Below are 23,734 nucleotides of genomic sequence, written 5' to 3'. Positions count from 1 at the left end.
CGCCATTTAACCGCGCATGTCCTGACGCCACATGGCCGCCCGGCCGGGCGTGGCGGTGGCGCACATAGAGCGATCGGCCTCTCTGCTCGTAGGGTGACGCCATGGTGGTCAACCTCGATCTCGACGGCCGGGTCGCCCTGGTCACCGGAGCGGGCAGCGGCATCGGGCGGGCCTGCGCGGTCCGGCTGGCCGAGGCCGGCGCGACAGTGCTGGTGGCGGACGTGGACGATGTCGCGGCGAAGGAGGTCGCGGCGGTCGTCGGCGGGCAGCCGGTGATCGCGGACCTGTCCCGGGCGGACGCTGTCGACGACGTGCCCGGCGCCGTGGACGTGCTGGTCAACAACGCCGGGCTGCAGCACGTGTCGGCGCTGCCGGACTTCCCGCCGGAGAAGTTCGCCTACCTGCAACGGGTCATGGTGGAGGCGCCGTTCCGGCTGATCCGGAAGGTGCTGCCGCACATGTACGCGGGAAACTGGGGCCGCATCGTCAACATCTCCTCGGTGCACGGGCTGATCGCGTCGCCGTTCAAGGCCGCCTACGTCACCGCGAAACACGGACTGGAAGGCCTGTCGAAGACCACCGCGCTGGAGGGCGCGCCGCACGGCGTCACCTCGAACTGTGTGGAGCCCGCGTTCGTGCGCACGCCGCTCGTCGACAAGCAGATCGCCGACCAGGCCCGGATGCACGGCATCCCGGAGGACCAGGTGGTCGAGCAGATCATGCTGGAGCGTGCCGCGATCAAGCGGCTGATCGCGCCCGAGGAGGTGGCCGAACTGGTCGCCTACCTGTGCACGCCGGCCGCCGACCTGATCACCGGCGCGTCGATACCGATCGACGGCGGCTGGACCGCGCACTGACATGCACGAATACCTTGACCTGCTGGCCCGGGAAGCCGCCCTGGTCGAGTTCGAGCGGCCGGTGGTCGCCGCCCGGGCCGCTGGCGCGCCGGCGGAGAAGATCGAGGATCTGGAGCAGGCGAAGCTGCGGGCGCTGCGGGTCCGTGCGCTGCTGGAACGCCGCCGTCGGCGCGAGGAGGAGCTGTCCGCGCTCTACGACACCGCCGGCGACCTGGCCGGGCTGCGTGACGTGGACGCCGTGCTGCGCGCCATCGTGCACCGGGTCCGCACGCTGCTCGGCGTCGACGTGTCCTATCTGACGCTCAATGACACCGAGCTTGGCGACACCTACATGCGGATCACCGACGGATCGGTGGCGGCCAGCTTCCAGCAGCTCAGGCTGCCGCCAGGGGCCGGGCTGGGCGGTCTGGTCGCGCTCACCGGGACCCCGTACGCCACCGCGAACTACCCGACCGATCCGCGGTTCCAGCACACCACCGAGATCGACAAAGGGGTCGCCGACGAGGGGCTGATCGCGATTCTCGGCGTACCGCTGCGCCTGGGGTCCGCCGTGATCGGCGTGCTGTTCGCCGCGAACCGGGCCGAGCGGCCGTTCGCCCGGGAAGAGGTGGCGCTGCTGTCGTCGCTCGCCGCGCACGCCGCCGTCGCGCTGGACACGGCCCGGCTGCTCAGCGAGACGCAGACCGCGCTCGCCGAGCTCTCCGCCGCGAACGCTGTCATCCAGGCGCACAGCGAGTCGGTGGAACGCGCGGCCGACGCCCACGACCGGATGACAGCCGTCGTGCTGCGCGGCGGGGGAGTGGACGACGTCGCCGCCGACCTGGTCGGTGTGCTCGCCGGCGCCCTGGTGGTGATCGACGCCCAGGGCCGTGCGGTCGCCACCGCGCAGACGCCGGGCTCGTCCGGGGAGCCGCCGGACCCGGCGGTGGTCGAGCTGAGCGAGGCGGTGGCGGCTTCCCGATCCGAGGGACGGAGCGTACGGCGGGACGACCTCGTGATAGCGGCGGTGGTGGCCGGTGCTGACAATCTCGGGGCGCTGCTGTTCCGCCCGGACCGCCCGCTGACCGGCGCCGACCAGCGGATCCTGGAACGTGCCGCGCAGGTCACCGCGCTGCTGCTGCTGTTCCGGCGCACTGTCGCCGACGCCGAGGCGCAGGTTCGCGGCGATCTGCTCGACGACCTGATCAGCCGGCCGGTGGCCGAACCCGACGCGGCCCGCTCCCGGGCGGCCCGGCTCGGCCTCGACGTGGACGCGCCGTTCGTGCTGGTCGTCGCGGGGGACGGGTTGCGCCAGCGGGCGCTGTCGTGGGCGCGGACGTTCGCCGCCGGCCGGCACGGACTGGCCGTCATGCTGCAGGGGCGGCTCGCTCTGCTGCTGCCCGGCGACGATCCGACCGGCACCGCCCGGCAGGTGGCGCGCGAGTTGACCCGTACCCTCGGGCAGGCAGTCACGGCCGGCGGCGCCGGACCGGCGCGCGGAGCGCCAGCCGTCGCCGCCGCCTACCGCGAGGCCGGGCAATGCCTGGACGCGCTCCTGGCGCTCGGCCGGGCCGGCAGCGGCGCCGGCGCCGCCGACCTGGGATACGTCGGCCTGCTGCTCGGCGACGGCCGGGACGTCGGCGGGTTCGTGCGGCGGGTGGCCGGCCCGGTGATCGAGTACGACGAGCGGCGCGGCACCGCGCTGGTCCGGACGCTGGAGGCCTATTTCGACGCGGGTGGCGGCCTGGCGAAGGCGGCGGAGGGGCTGCACGTGCACGTCAATACGGTGACCCAGCGGCTGGACCGGGTGGCCCAGCTGCTCGGGGCGGACTGGCATCAGCCGGGACGGGTGCTCGATCTGCAGCTGGCGCTGCGGCTGCACCGGTTGCGGGGTGTCTGACCGCGGTACGTGGACCGCGGGTACGGCGATCTTCGATCGGACGGTATACCGTTTTCCTTCATGGCGGCGTGTCCGATCGCCGCTCGCTGCTCCAGACCTCGGCAGCGCACCATTCGTGAGCAGGTGCCCTGGAGTAGCCATGGATTCCGTCCTGTACCCCACGTACCCGATGCCGCTCTCCCGGCCGTACGGCATCCGTATCGCCTGGTCGCGGGAGACCGGCCAGCCGGCCGGCGTGCGGCGCTTCTCGTCGTCCGGCCGCTGCGCCGCGACGCTTGCCGGGGAGACGTGCGACGAGCTGAGGACCCCGGCCGGAGCCGCGGCGCCGTCCGGCATGGACCGCCGGATCGCGCGGCGGCGGGCGGCCGGAGTCCGGATCGGTCCGCAGCGCGGCCCTGACCGTCCGGGCGGCTGAATCCACATATCCGCGGGGCGCAATGTGTGGGCGTCATCCATGGGCTCGGCGATCCTCTCCGCCGTAACGTCCCGGTAACACCTGGCGCACCCGAGAGGAGCAGCATGTCCACCACCGCCACGACCGAGACAGACGCCCGGCGTGCCCCCATCGTCAAGGTCGTCTTCGCCTCCCTGGTCGGCACCGCCGTGGAGTGGTACGACTTCTTCCTCTACGGCTCGGCGGCCGCCCTGGTCTTCGGCACCCTGTTCTTCCCCAAGTCGGATCCGGTCACCGGCACCCTGCTGGCGTTCGGCACCTACGCGCTCGGCTTCGTGGCCCGCCCGCTCGGCGGTGTCGTCTTCGGGCACTTCGGTGACCGGCTGGGCCGTAAGAAGATGCTCGTCCTCTCGCTGATGCTGATGGGACTGGCGACCGTCGCGATCGGATTGCTGCCGACCTACGCCACGATCGGCATCGCCGCACCGATCCTGCTGCTCACGTTCCGGCTGTTGCAGGGCTTCGCGGTCGGCGGCGAGTGGGGCGGCGCGGTGCTGATGGCCGCCGAGCACGGCGACGACGCCCGGCGCGGCTTCTGGTCGTCCTGGCCGCAGGCCGGGGTGGCGCTCGGCAACCTGCTCGCCACCGGCGTGCTGTGGGTGCTGGCGCTGGTCCAGTCGGACGAGGCGTTCGAGTCGTGGGGCTGGCGGATCCCGTTCCTGCTCAGCGCGGTGCTGGTGCTGGTCGGCCTCTGGGTGCGGCTGACCGTGGAGGAGTCACCGGTCTTCAAACAGGCCCAGGAGCAGCGGGCCCGGAAGAAGGAGAAACACCAGCCGCTGCTGGAGGTGATCCGCCGGTACCCGCGCGAGATTCTGCTGGCGATGGGCATGCGGCTCGCCGAGAACATCGGGTACTACCTGGTCACCGTCATCTCGATCACCTATTTGACGACGTACGCGGGCAGCACCTCGGACAAGAGCATGATCCTCACTGCGCTGCTTGTCGGTTCGGCCGTCCAGTTCGTCATCATCCCGCTCATCGGCGGCCTCTCCGACCGGGTCGGCCGCCGGCCGCTCTACCTGGCCGGCGCGGCCGGGCTGGCGATCTGGATGTTCTTCTTCTTCGACCTGATCGACACCCGTTCCGAGCCCCTGATCATCCTGGCGATCCTGGTCGGCCTGGTGCTGCACGCGCTGATGTACGCACCGCAGGCCGCGTTCTTCTCCGAGTTGTTCGGCACGTCGGTGCGGTACACCGGAGCGTCGGTCGGCTATCAGCTCGCCTCGATCCTGGCCGGCGCGCTCGCTCCGATCATCGCGTTGCGGCTGCTCGGCGACGTGGACACGCCGAACACGACGGCGGTGGCGATCTACATGACGGTGGCGTCGGTGCTCACGATCGTGGCGGTGCTGATGGCGAAGGAGACGGCGCGGACCTCACTGCGGCACGACCGGACCCTCGACGACGCCCGCTGAGGAGACCGAACAAACGCGCTCAGTGATGCCGTTCGGGTGCCGATCGGTTGTTTGTGGCGACCCTGTTGTATCGGCTGGGCCGGTTCTCCTACCGCCGGCGCAAGCTGACGCTCGCGGCCTGGGTGCTGCTGCTCATCGCGTTCGCGGTCGGCGCGGCCACCCTGTCCGGGCCCACCACCAGCGCGTTCTCCATTCCGGGCACCGAGTCGTCGCGGGCCATGGAGGTGCTGGCGGCGAAGTTCGGCACGAACTCGGACACCGCGTCGGCCACGGTGGTGTTCACGTCCTCGTCGGCGCTGACGTCCGCCCAGCTCGACCCGGCGGTGGCCGCGCTGAAGGAGCTGGCGACCGTCGCTGATCCGGTCTACAGCCAGGACAAGCAGACCGCGTACGTCACGGTCGGCTATGACGTGCCGGCCACCGATGTGAGCATCGCCGACCGGGAGAAGCTCCTGGCGGCCGGGGACGTCGCGAAGTCGCAGGGCATCGGTGTGGAGTTTTCCGGCGAGGTCACCAGGACCGTCACGGAGAGCCACGCGGCCGAGGCGATCGGCATCGTCGTGGCCGCGTTCGTCCTGATCATCACGTTCGGCTCGCTCGTCGCGGCCGGCCTGCCGCTGGTCACCGCGATGGTCGGGGTGGGCGTCGGGATGCTCGGCATCGAGATCGCCACCGGCTTCTTCGACCTGTCCAGCTCCACCTCGGCGCTCGCCACGATGCTCGGCCTCGCGGTCGGCATCGACTACGCGCTGTTCGTGGTCTCCCGCTACCGCCACGAGATCGCGGTGGGCCGCGGCGGCGTGGAGGCGGCCGGGCGGGCGGTCGGCACGGCCGGTTCCGCGGTGGTCTTCGCCGGCCTCACAGTGATCATCGCGCTGGTCGCGCTGAGCGTGACCGGCATACCGTTCCTCACCGCGATGGGCGTGGCCGCGGCCGGGACCGTCGCGGTCGCCGTGCTCATCACGCTGAGCCTGGTCCCCGCGGTGCTCGGTTTCGCCGGCAACCGGATCCTGCCGCGCAAGCACCGCGCCGACCCGGCCGCCGTCGAACACCACGCGAAGGTGCCGTTCGGCGAACGGTGGGCGCGCAACGTGCTCCGGCACCGGTGGATCGCGCTGGTCGGCTCGCTCGTGCTGATCGCGGCGGTGGCGCTGCCCGCGCTGGACCTGCGGCTCGCGCTGCCGGACGACAGCACCGCGGCCGAGGACTCCACCCAGCGCAAGGCGTACGACCAGCTGGCCGAGGGGTTCGGGGCCGGTTTCAACGGCCCGCTGATCGTCGTGATCGAGGCGGCCACCGGCGCCGCGCAGAGCGCCGCGATCCAGGCGCAGCAGCTGATCGGCGGCCTCGAGGACGTGGTGACGGTCAGCGATCCGGTCGCGAACCAGGCCGGGGACACCGCGATGCTCACGGTCATCCCGGGCAGCTCCGCGACCAGCGAGGCGACGAAGGATCTGGTGCACGACATCCGGGCACACGCGCTGACCGGCGCGACGATGGCGGTCACCGGCACCACCGCCGTCAACATCGACGTCTCGGAGAAACTCACGAACGCGCTGGGGCCGTACCTGGCAATTGTGGTCGGTCTTGCTTTTGTGCTGCTCATGCTGGTGTTCCGCAGCATTCTGGTGCCGCTCAAGGCGACCATCGGGTTCCTGTTGTCGATCGCGGCGGCGTTCGGGGCGCTGGTCGCGGTCTTCCAGAAGGGTCATCTGGCCGGCCTGATCGGCCTGGAGTCGACCGGGCCGCTGGTCAGCATCATGCCGATCTTCCTGATCGGCATCCTGTTCGGCCTGGCGATGGACTACGAGGTGTTCCTGGTGACGCGGACCCGGGAGGACTTCGTGCACGGCGCGGCGCCGGACGACGCCGTGATCAGCGGCATGAAGCACGGCGCGCGGGTGGTCACCGCCGCCGCGCTGATCATGATGAGCGTCTTCGCCGGCTTCATCCTGGCCGCCGACACGATCATCAAGTCGCTCGGGTTCGCGCTGGCCTTCGGGGTGGCCGTCGACGCGTTCCTGGTGCGGATGACGATCGTGCCGGCCGTGCTGTCGCTGTTCGGGCGGGCGGCCTGGTGGCTGCCGCGCTGGCTGGACCGGGTGATGCCGAACGTCGACGTCGAGGGCGAGCAACTCACCCGCCGGCTGCACGAGCAGGCGCGCGAGGCCGGGCGGGAGAGTGAGATCCCGGCCGCTGCGGCGTGAGGCCGATCGTGAAACCGTGCCTTCGTGATCGACGCGCTCTCCGGGTTTCTCCTTCTCGCCGTCATCGTCATGATCGGCTGGGCGTTGCGGCGATGGGGGAGTCTTCCGGAGAACGCGGAGGCGGTGCTCGGGCGGATCGCGTACACGGCCCTGGCGCCCTGCCTGCTCTTCGAGGGCACGCTCACCGCCGACCTGCGTCTGCTGGTCAGCGGCCCGCTCCTGGTCTCCACGCTCGCGGCCGTCACCTGCTTCGCGATCTTCGTGCTGATCTTCTGGCGGCGCGACCGCGGCACGCGCATCCTGGGCGCGCTCGCCGGTGGCTACACCAACGCCAACTACATCGGCATCCCGGTGGCGACCTACGTTCTCGGGGACGCCTCCCTCGTCGTACCCATCGTCTTCCTGCAGTTGCTGATCATCACGCCGCTGGCGCTGATGCTGCTGGAGAGCGCGACCTCCCGGCGTTCTCCAGCCCGGTGGGCTTTCCTCAAACCCGCGGCGAATCCGCTGGTCATCGCGGTCACCCTGGGTGCGTTCGTCAATTTCTCGGGGGTACGGGTACCGAGCGCGCTGCTTGATCCGATCAGCACGGTCGGCAACGCCGCGGTGCCGGTCGTCCTGATCGCGTTCGGCATGTCGCTGTCCGGCCGCAGGGTCCTCGCGCCCGGCCCGGACCGGCTGCCCACCGTCGTCGCCGTGACCCTGAAGCTGCTCGTGATGCCGGCCGTCGCGGTCCTGCTCGCGCTGGCGCTCGGGCTGTCCCGGGACGCGGCCTACACGGTGACGATCCTGGCGACGCTGCCCACCGCGCAGAACATCTACCTCTACGCGCAGCGGTTCGCCTCCGGCCTGGTCCTGATCCGTGACGCGATCTTCCTCTCCACGGTCGGCTGCCTGCCGGTGATGCTGCTGATCACGGTGATCTTCGATGTTCGCGCTGCCAACTCATAGAGAAGTTTCGAGTTCGAAGCTTGAGAGAGCGCTAACATTTTTCGATTTTTTCTGGGATGTTACGAGCAACCGTCCTCGGTCATGTCCGCTCCCCGCTCGTCTTCGTGGAAGGAACATCCCCCATGTCCCTCGCGATACCCCATCGCCTCCGGGCCGGACTCGTCGTCGTCCTCATGGTCGCCGCGGCCCTCACCGCGGTCGTCCTCAAACCGCAGCCGAGTCAGGCCGCCGTCACCTTCACCAACCCGGTCGCCTCCGCCCCGTACGGCGCCGACCCGTGGATGGGCTACGACAACGGCTACTACTACCTGGCCGCCACCACCTGGAACTCGCAGGTCGTCATCAAACGGGCCAGGTCGGTGGCCGCGCTCCCCGGCGCCGCCGAGTCCGTCGTCCACACCGGAACGGCCGCGGCCAGCTGCTGCAACGTGTGGGCGCCGTCGATGCACAAGCTGACCGGCCCGAACGGCACCCGCTGGTACCTGTACTACTCGGCCGGCACCGCGGCCTGCTGCGACGGTCAGCGGTCGTTCGTGCTGGAGAGCGCCGGCACCGACCCGATGGGGCCGTACACCTTCAAGGGCCAGCTCAACGTGCAGGCGAACAACGGCTGGGCGATCGACGGCAGCGTCGCGACGATCAACGGGTCGAACTACTTCCTCTACTCGTCGTGGGTGGGCGATCTGCAGAGCCTGTTCATCGCGCCGATGAGCAATCCGTGGACGGTCTCCGGGTACGGGACCCGGATCTCCTACCCGACGTACGACTGGGAGAAGGCCGGCGGAAACACCGAGGAGGGGCCGTACATCCTGCAGCGCAACGGGCAGACGTTCCTGACGTTCTCGGCGAGCTCCTGCAACACCCCGGACTACAAGATCGGGATGCTGACCCTGACCGGTAGCAACCCGCTCGCCGCGTCGTCCTGGACGAAGAAGTCCACCCCGCTCTTCCAGCGCAGCGACGCGAACAGCGTCTACGGGCCCGGCCACCACTCGTTCTTCACCTCGCCGGACGGCACCGAGACGTGGATGGCCTACCACGCGAACGAGACCACCGCGCAGGGCTGCGGCGCGACCCGGACCACCCGGATCAAGAAGGTGAACTGGAACTCCGACGGCACGCCGAACCTCGGCACCCCGGACAAGCTCTCCACCGCGCTGACCGCGCCCGCCGGCGACCCGGGCGGCTCGGTGTCGTTCCCGGTCAGCGGCACCCGGTACCGGCTGGTCAACCAGGCCAGCGGCAAGGTGCTCGACGCGCAGAACTGCGGGGTGGCGAACGGGACCGCGATCCAGCAGTGGAGCTCGCTCGGCAATGCCTGTCAGCAGTGGACGTTCACGAAGACGACGAGCAACTACTACCGGATCACCAACGTGAACAGCGGGACAGTGCTCGACTCGGTGAACTGCGGGGTGTCCAACGGGACGGCGGTGAACCTGTGGGCGTCGCTCGGCAACGCGTGCCAGGAGTGGAGCGTCACCCCGGTCAACGGTGGGTACCTGATCGCCAACCGCGGAAACGGCCTGGTCCTCGACGTCACGAACTGCGGCACGGGTGACGGGGTGGCGGTCCGCCAGTGGGCGTCCCTCGGTAACGCCTGCCAGCAGTGGAACATCGTGGTCTGACGGGTGCGGCGGGAGCCGTCCCGGTCGATCCGGGACGGCTCCTGGCGCCTGCTGTCAGGCCGCGTATGTCTCGAACTCGGCTACTCGGGGCGTACCCGAAGCGCTGGTGATCTTGAAGGTGATCTTGGTGAGGGACGTGGCGGCGAAGCTGATCACGCCGGATCCGCTGCCGCTGGACAGGACCGCGCCGGTGGTGCCGTTGAGGACCTGGTAACCGCTGACCGTGCCGCTGCCGGCGGCCAGGCGGACGTTGATCCTGGAGACCGTGGTGACCGAGCCCCACTTGATCGAGATGTCGCCGGTCGTGCCGCTCGGCGACCAGTACGTGGCGAGGTCGCCGTCGCGGACGTTGCCGTAGCTCGTGCCGCTCGCCTTGCTGGAACCGTCCGCGCCGGCGCCGATGCTGAGGTTCGTGCCGGTGGGCTGGCTCGGGGCCGGGCTGCTGGGCGCGGGGCTGCTCGGTGCCGGACTGCTCGGAGCGGGGCTGCTCGGAGCGGGGCTGCTCGGCGGCGGGCTGGACGGCTGGGACGTCGTGCTGCACGTGCCGGTCGACGTCTTGATGCCCTTGTTCGCGCCCGCCGTCAGCGACACCACCGACGGTACGCAGGACGCGTTGTCCAGGCTGTACGAGTAGGGGACGCTCACGCTGGTGTTCGAGGTGACGTTCGGGCCGGCCGGGCTGTTGTCCTCACCCGGCGCCGACCAGGTCACGTTGTCGAAGATGTTGCCGCTGACCTGCCAGTATCCGGCCTGATCGGTGTAGAACGTGCCGAGCACGTCCTTCGAGTCCTCGAAGTAGTTGTTGTCGACCTTGGCGCGGGCGCCGGCCCGGGAGTTGATCCCGGACTCGTGCAGGCTCACGTAGTGGTTGTTGTAGATGTGCGCGATGCCGCCGCGCAGCAACGGGGTACGGGAGTCGATGTTCTCGTACTTGTTGTGGTGGAACGTGATGTTGCCGCTTCCGGTGTCGGTCTCGCTCGAACCGATCAGCCCGCCCCGGCCGGAGTTGCGCAGCACGCTGTAGGACAGGGTCACGTACTCGACGTCGTTCTTCATGTCGAACAGTCCGTCGAAGCCCTCCGACTCGCCACCGGAGGCCTCCAGCGTGACGTGGTCCACCCAGACGTTGCGGACCGTGCTCTCCATGCCGATCGCGTCGCCGCCGTTGGAGGTCGGCGAGCCGGACTTCTTGACGTTCCGCACCGTCACGTTCTGGATGATGATGTTGCTGGAGTCCCGGATGTGGATGCCGAGCTGGTCGAAGACCGCCCCGCCGCCCACTCCGATGATCGTGACGTTGCTGATCTGCTTGAGCTCGATCACGCCGGCCGCGGTGTTGCAGCTGTTGCCGGAGACCTTGGCGGTGTTGCCGTGGTTGATCGTGCCCTCGACCTCGATGGTGATCGGGGTGCTGGCGCTGGCCCGGGTGCAGAGGGCGGTGTGGATCGCGGTGCCGGTGGTGGCGCGTACCGTCGTGCCGCCGTTGCCGCCGGTGGTTCCACCGTTCGCGGCCGCGAAGCCGGTGGCGCTGCCGACGGCGGCGGCGCTCGCCTGGTGCAGGGGGAGTGCGAGGGCGATGGCGGCTGCCAGGCCCGCGCCGGTACTGATCGCCAGTGCTCGTTTCATGCATGCCTCACTAAGGCTTGGGGATGTTTTTGAGGTGCAGGAAAGCGCTTTCCTGGCGACGATAGAGCGGTGTCGATTAACCCGCAAGAAACATCCGGGACAATTTAGTTGCAGGTTTGTTGTTGTCGATGGGGACGGTCCCGAAGGGGGAGGGCGGGGTGCCTCCCTCCGGTGGTGGGGCGACGCGGTGTGTGGAGTTCGGGCGCGCTCCGCACCCCAGATCCACACGCCCAAGTGGTGGCGTCGCGCGGTGTGTGGAGTTCGGGCGCGCTCCGCACCTCAGATCCGCACGCAAGTGGTGGGGTGGCGCGGTGTGTGGAGTTCGGGCGCGCTCCGCACCCCAGATCCACACGCAAGTGGTGGGGTCGCGCGGTGTGTGGAGTTCGGGCGCGCTCCGCACCTCAGATCCACACGCAAGTGGTGGGGTGGCGCAGCGTGTGGAGTTCGGGCGCGCTCCGCACCCCAGATCCACACGCAAGTGGTGGGGTCGCGCAGCGTGTGGAGTTCGGGTCGGCCGGGGAGAGCGGGGTCACCGGTCTGCGCGAGTGCCGGCCCCGCCTGCGCGAGTGCCGGCCCCGCCTGTGCGAGTGCCGGCCCCGCCAGCGCGAACATCATCCCTGCCTGCGCGAGCGGCAGCCCTGCCGGCACTAGCGCTCATGATCGTGACCCAGTGTGCTGGCATCCGAGGTGAAGCTCGCGCTTCGCGGAAAGCTGCGGTCGCCCCGGGCCCCGCAGAATGACGCACAGCGCAAGCGCTCCGCTGTTGCGGTGACCGATCGTGAGCCCAAGACCAACTAGCACTGCGACTATTCGGATAAATGCGATAAATCCGGTGAGCGCCAGGGTGATGGGAGCACGGGCCGCTGGCCGGTCATCACCGGACTTGACGATCGAAGGCCGCCCGCGTCCTCAACGGTCCGGGTTGGCGGAGGGCTCCAGCCGCGCCGCTGTCATGGACGGCGTGGGGCCAGGGGCAGCCACACCCGCATCGGGCCCGGTGTGCGGTTCGCCCACAGGAAGTACGGGATGGCGGTGGCAACCCCCGTGACGGCCGCCGGGGCGGGTGCCGTCGGCGGCAGGTTGCGGTGCAGGGGCGCCTCCGTCGGCAGGTTGCGGTGCAGGGGCACCTCCGTCGGCAGGGTGCGATAGAGGGGCGCCTCGGCCGCCGGTGGGCGGAACCGGACCGGCGCCTGCAGCGTGACAGGTGCGATGCCGCTGGTGTGATAGGCGACAGCGAGTGGCGCCGACGGATCCAGTTCGAGATCGTCGACGCCTGCGCCGGCCAGTTTGCCGGAGACCGGCAGGTCGGCCTGTTCCAGGCAGTAGACGAGGGGCCCGCGGACCAGCGCCGCCGCTCCCCGGGTGGCGTCGACGCGGGGGTGGGCGGCGACCCGGCGGGCCGGCATGGCGAGGGTCAGGGTGATCTGGTCGCCGGGGTGCCAGGTGCGGTGCAGTCGCAGGTACCCCTTCTCGACCAGCCGGCGGGCCGGCGCGGGTGTGCCGTTGACCGTGAGGCGCAGGTCGGCGCACCAGGCCGGGGCGCGCAGGGCCAGGGCCCAGGGCTCGGCGCTGGACGCGGTGACGGTGACGGTGACCTGTTCGTCCCAGGGGTACCGGGTGGAGACGTCGATCGCGCGGCCCGCCGAACGCAGTGCTCCGGACCCGTACAGATGAAGTTGGATCCCGGAATTGTCGCCGGTGGCGATGCGGGTGTGCAGCGAGGTCATCAGAGCGGCCACGGCGGGTGGGCAGCAGGCGCCGGGGTGCGGTTCGCGGCGGGTGTGGCCGGTGCGCGCCTGCAGCGGGTTGGTGGTGAAGAACGACGTGCCGTCCACGCCGACGCCTGCCGCGATGCCGTTGAGCAGCACGCGTTCCATCTCGTCGGCGTAGCGGACGTCGGCGGTGGCGAGCAGCAGCCGCCACGCGAGCTGGAAACTGGCGGCGGCGGCGCAGGTCTCCGCGTACGCGCGGTCCGGTGGCAGCTCGTAGGGGTCGCCGTAGGCCTGGTCGCGGTGCCGGGAGCCCTGGCCGCCGGTGATGTAGGTGCGGCTGGCGAGCGCGGAGTCGTAGAGCCGTTCCGCGGCGGCGAGCAGTTCGTGGTCGTGGGTCTCGACGGCGACGTCGACCGCGCCGGCGAGCAGGGACAGCTGCCGCACCACGTGGCCGGTCACCTCGGTCGCCGAGCGCAGCGGCACGTGGTCCTGGTGGTGGCCGGGGCCGAACTCGGTGTCGCCGAGGGCGCCGTGGCCACGATTCTCCAGAAACCGGCAAGCGAGCTCCAGGTACGGCCGATGGCCCGTGACCCGGAACAACCCGGTGAGCGCGGCCTCGATCCCGGGGTGCCCGGCCAGCTCGTGCGTGCCGTCGGCGGAGGCGGCAGAGGCGGCGAGGTCGGCAGAGGCCGCGAAGGCGGCGAGGTCGGCAGAGGTGGCCGACGCGCCGGTGGGGGCAAAAGCGGAGGGGGCAAAAGCGGAGGGGGCAAAAGCGGAGGGGGCAAAGGCGGAGGGGGCAAAGGCGGAGGGGATGAAGGAGGCGGCGGCGGTGTTGCGGGCCTGCCAGTCGCCGAGGAGCCCGCCGGTGACGAGGCGCACCGCGTCCGCCGGAAGCGGCCGCAGCTTCCCCAGGGCGCTGGGTGTGGGGACGACGGGGCCGTGGATCATGCCGCGCTCACCTCGAGCTTCAGAAAATCCCGAAAACGATTTCGTTGACGCTAGGAGCAGCCCCCTCCCTTGTCAATGGGCTGGTGTCACAGCTGTCGATGAAACGGCTCGCGACTAATAGAGTCAGTACTGGAGGACAGTCGTTAGTTCAGATGGCCGGGGCCCTTTCCCGCCTTGCCCTACTGCTCAGTAGGCAAGTTTTTCGAGGGCTTTCCGGTGGGCACGGTTTACTACAGTCCGGACCGGGTCGTCTGCGACCTGGCCTGGTAGAGAAAGGGTTCGATTCGGTGTTCCGTCGTATCGTGATCGTCAACCGGGGTGAGGCGGCCATGCGCCTCATCCACGCGGCCAGAGATTTGGCCGCGGAGACCGGGACCCCGATCGAAACCGTCGCGCTGTACACCGACGTCGATCGGCACGCCACCTTCGTGCGTGAGGCCGACGTCGCCTACGACCTGGGGCCCGCCGCCGCGCGGCCGTACCTCGATCTGAAGGTCCTGGAGCGCGCGCTCGTCGAGACCGGCGCGGACGCGGCCTGGGTCGGCTGGGGCTTCGTCGCCGAGGACCCGGCCTTCGCCGAGCTGTGCGAGCGGGTCGGCGTGACGTTCGTCGGGCCCAGCCCGGAGGCGATGCGCAAGCTTGGCGACAAGATCGGCTCGAAGCTGATCGCCGAGGAGGTCGGCGTCCCGGTGGCGCCGTGGAGCCGCGGCGAGGTCGCCACCCTGGAAGCGGCCAAGGAGGCCGCCGAGCGGATCGGCTACCCGTTGATGCTGAAGGCGACCGCCGGTGGTGGCGGGCGCGGCATCCGGGTGGTCCGCAGCGCCGACGAGCTCACCGACGTCTACGAGCGGACCAGCCAGGAGGCGGCCCGCGCGTTCGGCAGCGGCGTCGTGTTCCTGGAGCGCCTGGTCACCGGCGCCCGGCACGTCGAGGTCCAGGTGATCGCGGACGGCCAGGGCACCGCGTGGGCGCTCGGTGTGCGGGACTGCTCGGTGCAGCGGCGCAACCAGAAGGTGATCGAGGAGTCGTCCTCGCCGGTGCTCAAGCCGGAGCGGGCCGCCGAGCTGAAGGCGTCCGCCGAGCGGCTCGCCATCGCGGTGGGCTACCGCGGCGCGGCCACCGTCGAGTTCCTCTACCACCCCGGCGACGACCTGCTCGCCTTCCTGGAGGTCAACACCCGGCTCCAGGTGGAACACCCGATCACCGAGGCGACCACCGGGTTCGACCTGGTCAAGGCGCAGCTCTGGGTCGCGTCCGGCAACCGGCTGGAGGGCGAGCCGCCGGTCGAGCGCGGCCACGCCATCGAGGCCCGGCTCAACGCCGAGGACCCGGACCGCGACTTCGCGCCGGCGCCGGGCCGGATCGCCCGCCTCGACCTGCCGGCCGGCCCCGGCATCCGGGTCGACACCGGCGTGAGCGAGGGCGACACCATCGCCGCCGACTTCGACTCGATGATTGCCAAGATCATTGCGTACGGGCGGGACCGTGACGAGGCCCTCGGCCGTCTCCGCCGCGCGATGACCGAGACGATGGTCGTGATCGAGGGCGGCGCCACCAACAAGAGCTTCGTGCTCGACCTGCTGCACCAGCCCGAGGTGATCGACGCGAGCGCCGACACCGGCTGGATCGACCGGGTCCGCGGCGAGGGCCGGCTGGTCTCCAACCGGCACTCCGCTGTCGCGCTGACCGCCGCCGCCATCGAGGTCTACCAGGAGGAGGAGCAGGCCGAACAGCAGCGGCTGCTCTCCACCGCGTTCGGCGGGCGTCCCCAGGTGCAGCACGAGAGCGGGCGGCCGCTCGACCTCAAGCTGCGTGGCGTGACGTACCGGGTGCGGGTGGCCCGGGTCGGCCCGCAGCGGTTCCGGGTCGGCATCGAGTCCGGCGCCGAGTCGGGGGTCGCGGACGTCCAGCTGGACCGGTTCGACCGGCACACCGGGCAGATCCGGGTCAACGGCGTGCGGTACCGGCTGCTCACCGGCACCCACAAGTCCACGCACGTGGTCGAGGTCGACGGCGTCACGCACCGGATCAGCCGGGACGAGGGTGGCGTGCTGCGCTCCCCGATGCCGGCGCTGGTCGTGGCCACCCCGCTCGAGGTCGGCGACGAGGTCGAGGCGGGCGCACCGGTGCTCGTCCTGGAAGCCATGAAGATGGAGGCGGTGCTCCGCGCGCCGTTCAAGGCCCGCCTCAAGGAGCTCGTCGTCTCGGTCGGCAGCAAGGTCGACGCGGGCGCGCCGCTGCTGCGCCTGGAGCCGATCGCCGGCGAGGAGGCGGAGGTCGCCGAAGTCGGCGAGGCCGTCGATCTCGACCTGCCCGCCGAGCCCGGTGAGGTCTCCGCCCGCGAGCGGGCCGCCCGGGGCCAGCGTGACCTGCGCAGCCTGCTGCTCGGCTTCGACGCCGACCCGCACGACAACCGGCGGGTGCTCGACGACTACCTCGCCGCGCGCACCGCGGCCGCCGCGAGCGGCGCCCGGCCGCTGGCCGAGGAGATCGAGCTGCTGGAGACGTTCGCCGACCTCGCCGAGCTGAGCCGCAACCGGCCGGCCGGCGACGAGAGCGGCGGCGACAACCGGGTGCACAGCCCTCGGGAGTACTTCCACACGTACCTGCAGAGCCTCGACGTGGAGCGGGCCGGACTGCCGGAGACGTTCAAGGCGCGGCTCAGCAAGGCCTTCGGGCACTACGGCGTCAGTGAGCTGGACCGCACGCCGCAGCTGGAGGCGGCGGTGTTCCGGATCTTCCTGGCCCAGCAGCGGGCCGCCGGCGACGCGGCCGTGATCGCCGCGCTGCTGCGCAACTGGCTGCAGGAGCCGCCGCCGGACGACGTGTCGCACGAGCCGGCCGGTCTCGCCCTGGAACGGGTCATCTCGGCGACCCAGATCCGCTTCCCGGTCCTCGCCGACCTGGCCCGCGGCGTGGTGTTCGCCTGGTTCGGCCAGCCGCTGCTGCGCCGCAACCGCGCCCTGGTCTACGCCGGGATCCGCAAGCACCTGCGTCACCTGGACACCACCCCGGACGCGCCGGACCGCGCCGAGCGGATCGCCGCGATGGTGCGCAGCACGGAGCCGCTGATGCGGCTGCTCGGCCAGCGGCTGGCCCGCCCCGAGCTGGACAACGCGGTCATGCTCGAGGTGCTGACCCGCCGGTACTACGGCAACAAGGGCCTGACCGGCATCACCAGCCGGACGATCGCCGGCTGCTCGTTCGTGGTGGCCGAGCGCACCGACCTGCGGGTGGCGTCGACCGCGGTGGCCTACGAGCGGCTGGACGGCGCGCTCACCGGTCTCGCCGAGCTGGCCCGGGCCGGCGCGGTGGACGCCGACATCTACCTCAGCTGGGAGGACCAGCCGGCGGATGTCGACGAGATGGCGACCGCGCTGCACGGCGTGGTCAGCGCGACGATGCTGCCGGAGCAGGTGCGCCGGGTGACGATCGCGGTGGCCGGGCGGCACGGCGCGACCGGGCACCACCACTTCACGTTCCGGCCGTCGGCGACCGGGATGGCGGAGGAGCGGCTGATCCGGGGGCTGCACCCGTACATCGCGCACCGGCTCCAGCTGGAGCGGTTCTCCAAGTTCGACCTGACCCGGCTGCCCTCGGTGGACGAGGAGGTGCACCTCTTCCAGGCCGTGGCCCGGGAGAACCCGGCCGACCAGCGGCTCGTCGCGCTCGCCCAGGTCCGCGACCTCACCGAGTTCCGGGACCACGAGGGTCGCCTGGTCGCGCTGCCGACCGCCGAGGACGTGGTGGCCAGCTGCCTCGACTCGATCCGGCGGGTGCAGTCGCAGCGACCGGCGAAGGCGGCCTTCAAGGGCAACCGGCTGGTCGTCTACGTGTGGCCGCCGATCGAGCTGACGGTCGCCGAGCTGACGATGATCGCTCAGCGGGTGGCGCCCACCGCGGCCGGCGCGGGAATGCAGGAGATCCTCTTCATCGGACGGCAGCGGGTCGACGGCGCGCTGCAGAAGATCGCGCTGCGGATCGCGTTCGGGCCGGCCGGCCGTCCCGAGTTCTCGGTCGGCGAGCCGCCGGTCGAGCCGGTCGAGCCGCTCGACGACTACCAGCAGAAGGTGCAGCGGGCGGCGGCGCGGAACACCGTGTACCCGTACGAGCTGACCGGGATGCTCGGCCAGTTCGTCGAGCACGACCTCGACGAGAACTCCGTGCTGGTCCCGGTGGACCGGCCGAAGGGCCGCAACAAGGCCGCCATCGTGGCCGGTGTGGTGACCACGCCGACCCTGCGCCACCCGGAAGGCGTCACCCGGGTGCTGCTGCTCGGCGACCCGACCAAGGCGCTCGGTTCGCTCAGTGAACCGGAGTGCCGCCGGGTGATCGCCGCGCTCGATCTGGCGTCGGAGATGAACGTCCCGCTGGAGTGGTACGCGCTCTCCTCGGGCGCCCGGATCGCGATGGACACCGGCACCGAGAACATGGACTGGGTGGCCGCCGCGCTGCGCCGGATCGTCGAGTTCACCCAGGCCGGCGGTGAGATCAACATCGTGGTGGCCGGCATCAACGTGGGCGCCCAGCCGTACTGGAACGCCGAGGCCACGATGCTCATGCACACCAAGGGCATCCTGGTGATGACGCCGGAGTCGGCGATGGTGCTCACCGGCAAGCAGTCGCTGGACTTCTCCGGTGGCGTCTCCGCCGAGGACAACTTCGGCATCGGCGGGTACGACCGGGTGATGGGCCCGAACGGTCAGGCGCAGTACTGGGCGCCTGACCTGGTCGCGGCCACCGGCGTGCTGATGGCGCACTACGACCACACCTACATCGCGCCGGGGGAGACCGCGCCGCGGCGGGTCGCCACCACCGACCCGGTCGATCGGGACGTGCGGGACTTCCCGCACACCCTGGCCGGCAGCGATTTCACCACGGTCGGCGACATCTTCTCGGCGACGGCCAACCCCGACCGCAAGAAACCCTTCGACATCCGTACGGTCATGCGCGCCCTCGCCGACCAGGACCACCCGGTCCTGGAGCGCTGGGCCGGGATGGCCGACGCGGAGACCGCTGTCGTCCAGGACGTCCACCTCGGTGGCATCCCGGTCTGCCTGCTCGGCATCGAGTCGCGCTCGGTGACCCGCCGGGGCTTCCCGCCCACCGACGGCCCGGACACGTACACGGCCGGCACGCTGTTCCCGCGCTCGTCGAAGAAGGCGGCCCGGGCGATCAACGCGGCGTCCGGCAACCGGCCGCTGGTGGTCCTCGCCAACCTGTCCGGCTTCGACGGCTCCCCGGAGTCGATGCGCAAGCTGCAGCTGGAGTACGGCGCGGAGATCGGCCGGGCGATCGTCAACTTCCGGGGCCCGATCGTGTTCTGCGTGATCTCCCGCTACCACGGCGGCGCGTTCGTGGTCTTCTCGAAGGCGCTGAACGAGAACATGACGGTGCTCGCGGTGAACGGGTCGTTCGCCTCGGTGCTCGGTGGCGCCCCGGCCGCGGCCGTGGTGTTCGCCGGGGACGTGAACGCGCGGACCGCGGCCGACCCCCGGGTGCGTGACCTGGAGGCGCGGGCCGCGGCGGCGTCCGGCACCGAGCGCAGCACGCTGCTGGCCGAGCTGGACGGGCTGCGGACGTCGGTGCGGTCGGAGAAGCTGAACGAGGTGGCCGCCGAGTTCGACCGGGTGCACAGCATCCAGCGGGCGGTCGAGGTCGGCTCGGTGGACGCGGTGATCGAGGCAGCCGAGATGCGGCCCCGCATCATCGCCGCGATCGAGGCCGGCCTGCGCTGACCCGGGTGGAGGGGGACGCCGGCCGGCGTCCCCCTCCACCGTTTTCATGATCGACTTCTCCCCGGGCGGCGGATAACCTCCCTCAAGATCATTTCGTCGTTCCTGGGGGAGGACGATGTCCGTCGAGACGTCGAAGCAGCAGCCGCGGACCCGGCCCGCGCTGACCATCGTGAGCATTCTGGCCGCGATCGGCACCTGTTCAGCCGTTGTCAACGTGTTCCAGGGTGAGGACGGCGCGCTGCCGTCCGCGATCGTCTTCGGGCTCGTCGCCTTCATCGCGTGGAAGTTCCGCAAGCGCAGGGCCGCGGAGGAGCCGCCGCTGGCCTCGTTCGACGGGCAGCCGGCGCCGGTCACAGCACCGGCAGCGCCGACAGCGCCGGTCCCAGGCCCGGTCACAGTGCCGGCAGCGCCGACAGCGCCGGTCCCAGGCCCGGTCACAGTGCCGGCAGCGCCGGTCACGGCGCCGCAAGCGCCGGTCACAGCGCCGCCAGCGGCGCCGAAGCCGGGACCGGCGCCCGCTGCGGAAGTGCCCGAGGGGCCGCACCCGATGGCGGAGGATCCCCGGTCGGCGTGGGCGTATCGGCGCTTCCTCGGTGGCCTCGATCCCCATCCGCTGGACCGGGCCCTGGCCGCCGCCATCCTGGACACCCTGGAGCCCGGCGACCACATCGAGCTCATCGCCGACGCGGAGACCTGGATGAACCCGCGTCTGGACGAGGTCCTGCCCAAGCCCCGGCCGCGCAAGCCGGACACCATCGCGGTGCGCACGCTGCGCGGCTGGATCCTGGTCAATCGCGCCAAGGGCAAGATCACCGCGATCCCCGGCCGGGCTGCGCCGGGCAAGGCCGCCCGCACGCCTGACGACCTCGAGTGGCCGAAGAGCGGCTGGGCCGTGGAGCTGACGCCGCGCGGTGGCTGGCCGCGCACCGTCAAGCTCTTCCTCGACAGGCACGACAAGGTCTCGTTCGAGATCATCGAGACGGGTGCCGGGCCACACATCCGGCGGCTGCCGGAGAACCCGGACGTGCCGCCCGCCCCGGACCCGGGCACGCTGTCGCTGCACGTGCGGGCCGTGCCGTCCGGGCTGCCCGCCGACTGGAAGGCCGCCGAGGAGATCGCCCGCGCCCACATGCGGGACATCGGCTTCCCGGACGCGCGGCTCACCGGTGGCGGCCGCGACGGCGGAGTGGACGTGGCGTCGGCCTCGGCCGTCGCCCAGGTCAAGATGCTGGCGTTGCCGGTCGGCGCGCCGCCGGTCCAGCAGCTGCGCGGCACCCGCCCGGAGCTGGCACACCACCTGTTCTACTCGACGTCGGGGTACACGAGCGCCGCGCAGGCCGCTGCCGCGGAGAGCGGGGTCAGCCTGTTCACGATCGACGCCTCCGGCGCTGTCGAGGCGGTCAACGACGGTGCCCGGCGGCTGCTGCGCACCGGCGCGGGCGGCGGGGAGGCGTCGTTCGAGGGCCCGGACGTGCACGAGTACGCGCGGGGCGTGTGCGACCGCGTCCTGGCGGCCAACGCGGCCACCGATCGGAACCGCGCGCACCACAACGAGAAGTACCCCGGGCAGTGGAAGCACGTCGCCGGATATCTGATCCAGGCGCTGAAGAACATCGACGAGCGTCCGACGACCTTCGAATCGGTGCAGTCCGGGGTGATCTACTACCACCACACCGAGCTGCTGGCCGCCGTCTACTACCGGGAGCTCGGCATTCCGTATCCGGGTGGGGCCGGTGACCGGGTTCCGGACTCGCTGGACGACTTCTACCGCTGAGTCGACATCCCTGGGCTGGGCATCGACCAGCTCAGGGATCTCCCAGCAACCGTTCAGCCGTACCTGCTAATTTCCCGATTTGTGAGTGAAGAGGGTTGTAGTACGAGGCCGGGGATGACCCGGTGCTGATTTTTCTCGGTGTTCTGACGATTGTGCTGCTCACCGCGGCAACCGGCTATTTCGTGGCGCAGGAGTTCGCCTACGTGGCCGTGGACCGGGAGCGGCTGCGGGCGATGGCCGACGACGGGGATGCCGCCGCCGAGCGGGCCCTGCGAGTCACCCAGCGTCTCTCGTTCGTCCTCTCCGGCTCCCAGGTCGGCATCACCGTCACCGCGCTGCTCGCCGGTTACGTGGCCGAGCCGTTCCTCGGCAAGGGCACGGCCGAGCTGCTCGGCGCGACGGGCGTCCCGGAGTCGGTCAGCACCACCATCTCGATGGTGTTCGCGCTGCTCTTCGCGACGGTGGTGCAGATGGTGCTCGGCGAGCTGGCCCCGAAGAACCTGGCGATCGCCAAGCCGGAGACCCTGGCCCGGGCGCTGTCCCGGTCCACGCTGATCTACCTGACCGTGGTCGGCCCGCTGATCCGGGTCTTCGACGCCACCGCGAACCGGCTGTTGCGCGCGCTCGGCATCGAGCCGATCGAGGAGCTGCCGCAGGGCGCCACCTCGGAGGACCTGGACCGGATCATCGCGACCGCAGGCAGCCAGGGCACGCTCGACCCGCGGGCCGCCCTGCTGCTCGATCACGGGCTGGACTTCCGGACCCGGACCGCGGCGGAGGCGATGCGCCCGCGCGTGGACGTCACCACGATCCACGCGTCCGAGCCCGCCTCCCGGGTGGTGGACCTGCTGGACACCGGGCACTCCCGGTTCCCGGTGATCGGTGACGACGTCGACGACGTGATCGGCGTGGTCGCCATCGCCGACGTGGTCACCCTCGAGCCGTCGGCCCGGGCCACCACCCCGGTACGCGACCTGGCCACCGAGCCGGTCGCGCTGCCCGAGTCGTCGCGGCTGCCGCTGGTCCTGGACCGGCTCAAGTCGGCGCACCGGCAGATGGCGATCGTCGTCGACGAGTACGGCGGCTTCGCCGGGATCATCACCCTGGAGGACGTCGCCGAGGAGCTGGTCGGCGAGATCCGCGACGAGGACGACCTGCCGGAACCGGTCATCGAGCGCGACACCGACGGCTCCTGGACGATCCCGGGCCGCGCCCGGGTCGACGAGATCGCCGAGGCGACAGGTGTCCGGCTGCCCGCCGACGACCAGTACGACACGGTCTCCGGCCTGATCCTGGCCCGCCTCGGCCACCTGCCGTCGGCGCTGGAGCAGGTCGACGTCGAGCTGCCCGCGCTCGTCGACGAGGACGGCAACCCGCAGCCGCGCGGCGTGGCCCGGCTGACAGTGCTCGCGGTGCGCCGGCACGTCCCCGACCGGATCAGCCTGAGCGTCCGGGAAGAGGTGTCCGCATGAGCACGACGTGGGCACTGATCGTCTCGTTCCTGCTGCTCGCGCTCAACGGCTTCTTCGTGGCCGCCGAGTTCGCCCTGGTCGCCGCGAAACGGCACCGGCTGGAACAGGCGGCGGGCGAGGGTTCCCGCGGCGCCCGGGTGGCGCTGGCCGGCACCCGCAGCCTGTCGATGATGCTGGCCGGCGCCCAGCTCGGCATCACCCTGTGCACGCTGGGCCTGGGCGCGCTCGCCAAGCCGACCGTCGCGCACCTGCTCGAACCGGTGTTCACCGCGGTCGGGCTGCCGGCGGGCGTCGCGTACGGCATCGCGTTCGTCCTCGCCGTCGCCCTGGTCGGCTTCCTGCACGTGGTGATCGGCGAGATGGCCCCGAAGTCGTGGGCGATCAGCCACCCGGAGAACTCAGCGCAGCTGCTGGCGATCCCGTTCGTCGGGTTCACCACTGTCCTGCGCCCGGTGCTGGCCGGCCTGAACGGGCTGGCGAACGCGTGTCTGCGCCTGATCAAGGTGACCCCGCAGGACGAGCTGGCCCAGGTGCACAGCCCTGAACAGCTGCGGATGCTGCTGGAGACCTCGAAGGAGCACGGCACGATCGCGGACGCCGAGCACGAGCTGCTCACCGCGATGCTCGCGGTGCAGTCCACCGAGCTGCGCCAGGTGATGGTCCCGACCGGCCGGATCGTGTCGGTCGACGCCGGCGCCGACGCCCGGGCGATCGAGCTGCGCAGCATCTCCAGCGGCCGGTCCCGGCTCGCGGTGACCGACCGGTCCGGCGCGATCGTCGGCGTGGTGCACGTCCGGGAGGCCGCGAAGGCGACGAGCCACGGCGACCCGGCCACCGCGGCATCGATGATGAGCGCGCCGCTGCCACTACCGGCGGACACCAGCGTGGTGAACGCGATCGCCGTGATGCGGCAGCACCGGAGTCATCTGGCGCTGGTCTCCGAGGGCGAGCAGGTCGTCGGCCTGGTCACCCTGGAGGACCTGCTGGAACAGGTGATCGGTCAGTTCGACGACGAGACCGACCCGGTGATCGACGCGGCGCGGCGGGCGGGGCGGACCGCCGCGAAGGCATGACGA

General features: G+C 71.0%; 13 protein-coding genes. 11 read left to right on the top strand and 2 right to left on the bottom strand.

Annotation, left to right across the window (positions count from 1 at the left end; all coding sequences use genetic code 11):
• Positions 1–101: 101 nt before the first annotated feature.
• The 7 genes from AB0F72_RS29010 (at position 102) to AB0F72_RS28980 (ending at position 9,388) form a co-directional block, all read left to right on the top strand.
• Entirely contained in the window at positions 102–857 is a 756-nt protein-coding gene (locus AB0F72_RS29010; protein WP_360437365.1) for a 3-hydroxybutyrate dehydrogenase, read from the top strand.
• Position 858: 1 nt separating this feature from the next.
• Positions 859–2,736 (top strand): helix-turn-helix domain-containing protein, encoded by a 1,878-nt coding sequence (locus AB0F72_RS29005; RefSeq protein ID WP_360437362.1) that lies wholly within the window; start codon positions 859–861, stop codon positions 2,734–2,736.
• 139 nt (positions 2,737–2,875) lie between these two features.
• Complete coding sequence (locus AB0F72_RS29000; RefSeq protein ID WP_360437359.1) at positions 2,876–3,151, top strand: hypothetical protein; 276 nt, start codon at positions 2,876–2,878, stop codon at positions 3,149–3,151.
• A 104-nt stretch (positions 3,152–3,255) separates the two neighbouring features.
• Positions 3,256–4,605, top strand: a complete 1,350-nt coding sequence (locus tag AB0F72_RS28995; protein ID WP_360437356.1) for an MFS transporter — start codon at positions 3,256–3,258, stop codon at positions 4,603–4,605.
• A 53-nt stretch (positions 4,606–4,658) separates the two neighbouring features.
• On the top strand, positions 4,659–6,812 hold the full coding sequence (locus tag AB0F72_RS28990; protein ID WP_360437352.1) for an MMPL family transporter: 2,154 nt from the start codon (positions 4,659–4,661) through the stop codon (positions 6,810–6,812).
• Between the two features lie 24 nt (positions 6,813–6,836).
• Positions 6,837–7,763 (top strand): AEC family transporter, encoded by a 927-nt coding sequence (locus tag AB0F72_RS28985; RefSeq protein ID WP_360437350.1) that lies wholly within the window; start codon positions 6,837–6,839, stop codon positions 7,761–7,763.
• Positions 7,764–7,885: 122 nt separating this feature from the next.
• Positions 7,886–9,388, top strand: a complete 1,503-nt coding sequence (locus AB0F72_RS28980; protein ID WP_360437347.1) for a family 43 glycosylhydrolase — start codon at positions 7,886–7,888, stop codon at positions 9,386–9,388.
• A gap of 54 nt (positions 9,389–9,442) precedes the next feature.
• Here the strand turns inward: AB0F72_RS28980 and AB0F72_RS28975 are convergent, their stop codons facing one another.
• Together AB0F72_RS28975 and AB0F72_RS28970 are read right to left on the bottom strand one after the other, a co-directional pair.
• A complete protein-coding gene (locus AB0F72_RS28975; RefSeq protein WP_360437344.1) occupies positions 9,443–11,014 on the bottom strand; it encodes a pectate lyase in 1,572 nt (523 codons plus the stop codon).
• Between the two features lie 950 nt (positions 11,015–11,964).
• Entirely contained in the window at positions 11,965–13,674 is a 1,710-nt protein-coding gene (locus AB0F72_RS28970) for a beta-L-arabinofuranosidase domain-containing protein (RefSeq protein ID WP_360437341.1), read from the bottom strand.
• A gap of 287 nt (positions 13,675–13,961) precedes the next feature.
• Between AB0F72_RS28970 and AB0F72_RS28965 the strand changes: the two genes are divergently transcribed.
• The 4 genes from AB0F72_RS28965 to AB0F72_RS28950 all read left to right on the top strand — a co-directional run bounded on the left by AB0F72_RS28965 (position 13,962) and on the right by AB0F72_RS28950 (position 23,731).
• On the top strand, positions 13,962–19,412 hold the full coding sequence (locus AB0F72_RS28965) for a carboxyl transferase domain-containing protein (RefSeq protein WP_360437338.1): 5,451 nt from the start codon (positions 13,962–13,964) through the stop codon (positions 19,410–19,412).
• 115 nt (positions 19,413–19,527) lie between these two features.
• A complete protein-coding gene (locus AB0F72_RS28960) occupies positions 19,528–21,186 on the top strand; it encodes a restriction endonuclease (RefSeq protein WP_360437334.1) in 1,659 nt (552 codons plus the stop codon).
• A gap of 122 nt (positions 21,187–21,308) precedes the next feature.
• Complete coding sequence (locus tag AB0F72_RS28955; RefSeq protein ID WP_360437331.1) at positions 21,309–22,658, top strand: hemolysin family protein; 1,350 nt, start codon at positions 21,309–21,311, stop codon at positions 22,656–22,658.
• Complete coding sequence (locus AB0F72_RS28950; protein WP_360437328.1) at positions 22,655–23,731, top strand: hemolysin family protein; 1,077 nt, start codon at positions 22,655–22,657, stop codon at positions 23,729–23,731. Before AB0F72_RS28955 ends, AB0F72_RS28950 begins: the two co-directional genes overlap by 4 nt.
• Positions 23,732–23,734 lie beyond the last annotated feature (3 nt).

It is taken from the genome of Actinoplanes sp. NPDC023936 (assembly GCF_040639325.1).
In the GTDB taxonomy this organism is placed as follows: domain Bacteria; phylum Actinomycetota; class Actinomycetes; order Mycobacteriales; family Micromonosporaceae; genus Actinoplanes.
Note: the sequence above shows the minus strand (reverse complement) of the source record. Positions and strands in the feature narration are given on the sequence as shown.

Excerpts from the sequence above, each read along its gene's own strand:
- AB0F72_RS28995 (WP_360437356.1), top strand. The coding sequence starts at position 3,256 with ATGTCCACCACCGCCACGACCGAGACAGACGCCCGGCGTGCCCCCATC.
- AB0F72_RS28950 (WP_360437328.1), top strand. The coding sequence starts at position 22,655 with ATGAGCACGACGTGGGCACTGATCGTCTCGTTCCTGCTGCTCGCGCTC.
- AB0F72_RS28980 (WP_360437347.1), top strand. The coding sequence starts at position 7,886 with ATGTCCCTCGCGATACCCCATCGCCTCCGGGCCGGACTCGTCGTCGTC.
- AB0F72_RS28960 (WP_360437334.1), top strand. The coding sequence starts at position 19,528 with ATGTCCGTCGAGACGTCGAAGCAGCAGCCGCGGACCCGGCCCGCGCTG.
- AB0F72_RS29005 (WP_360437362.1), top strand. The coding sequence starts at position 859 with ATGCACGAATACCTTGACCTGCTGGCCCGGGAAGCCGCCCTGGTCGAG.
- AB0F72_RS29010 (WP_360437365.1), top strand. The coding sequence starts at position 102 with ATGGTGGTCAACCTCGATCTCGACGGCCGGGTCGCCCTGGTCACCGGA.
- AB0F72_RS29000 (WP_360437359.1), top strand. The coding sequence starts at position 2,876 with ATGGATTCCGTCCTGTACCCCACGTACCCGATGCCGCTCTCCCGGCCG.
- AB0F72_RS28975 (WP_360437344.1), bottom strand. The coding sequence starts at position 11,014 with ATGAAACGAGCACTGGCGATCAGTACCGGCGCGGGCCTGGCAGCCGCC.
- AB0F72_RS28970 (WP_360437341.1), bottom strand. The coding sequence starts at position 13,674 with ATGATCCACGGCCCCGTCGTCCCCACACCCAGCGCCCTGGGGAAGCTG.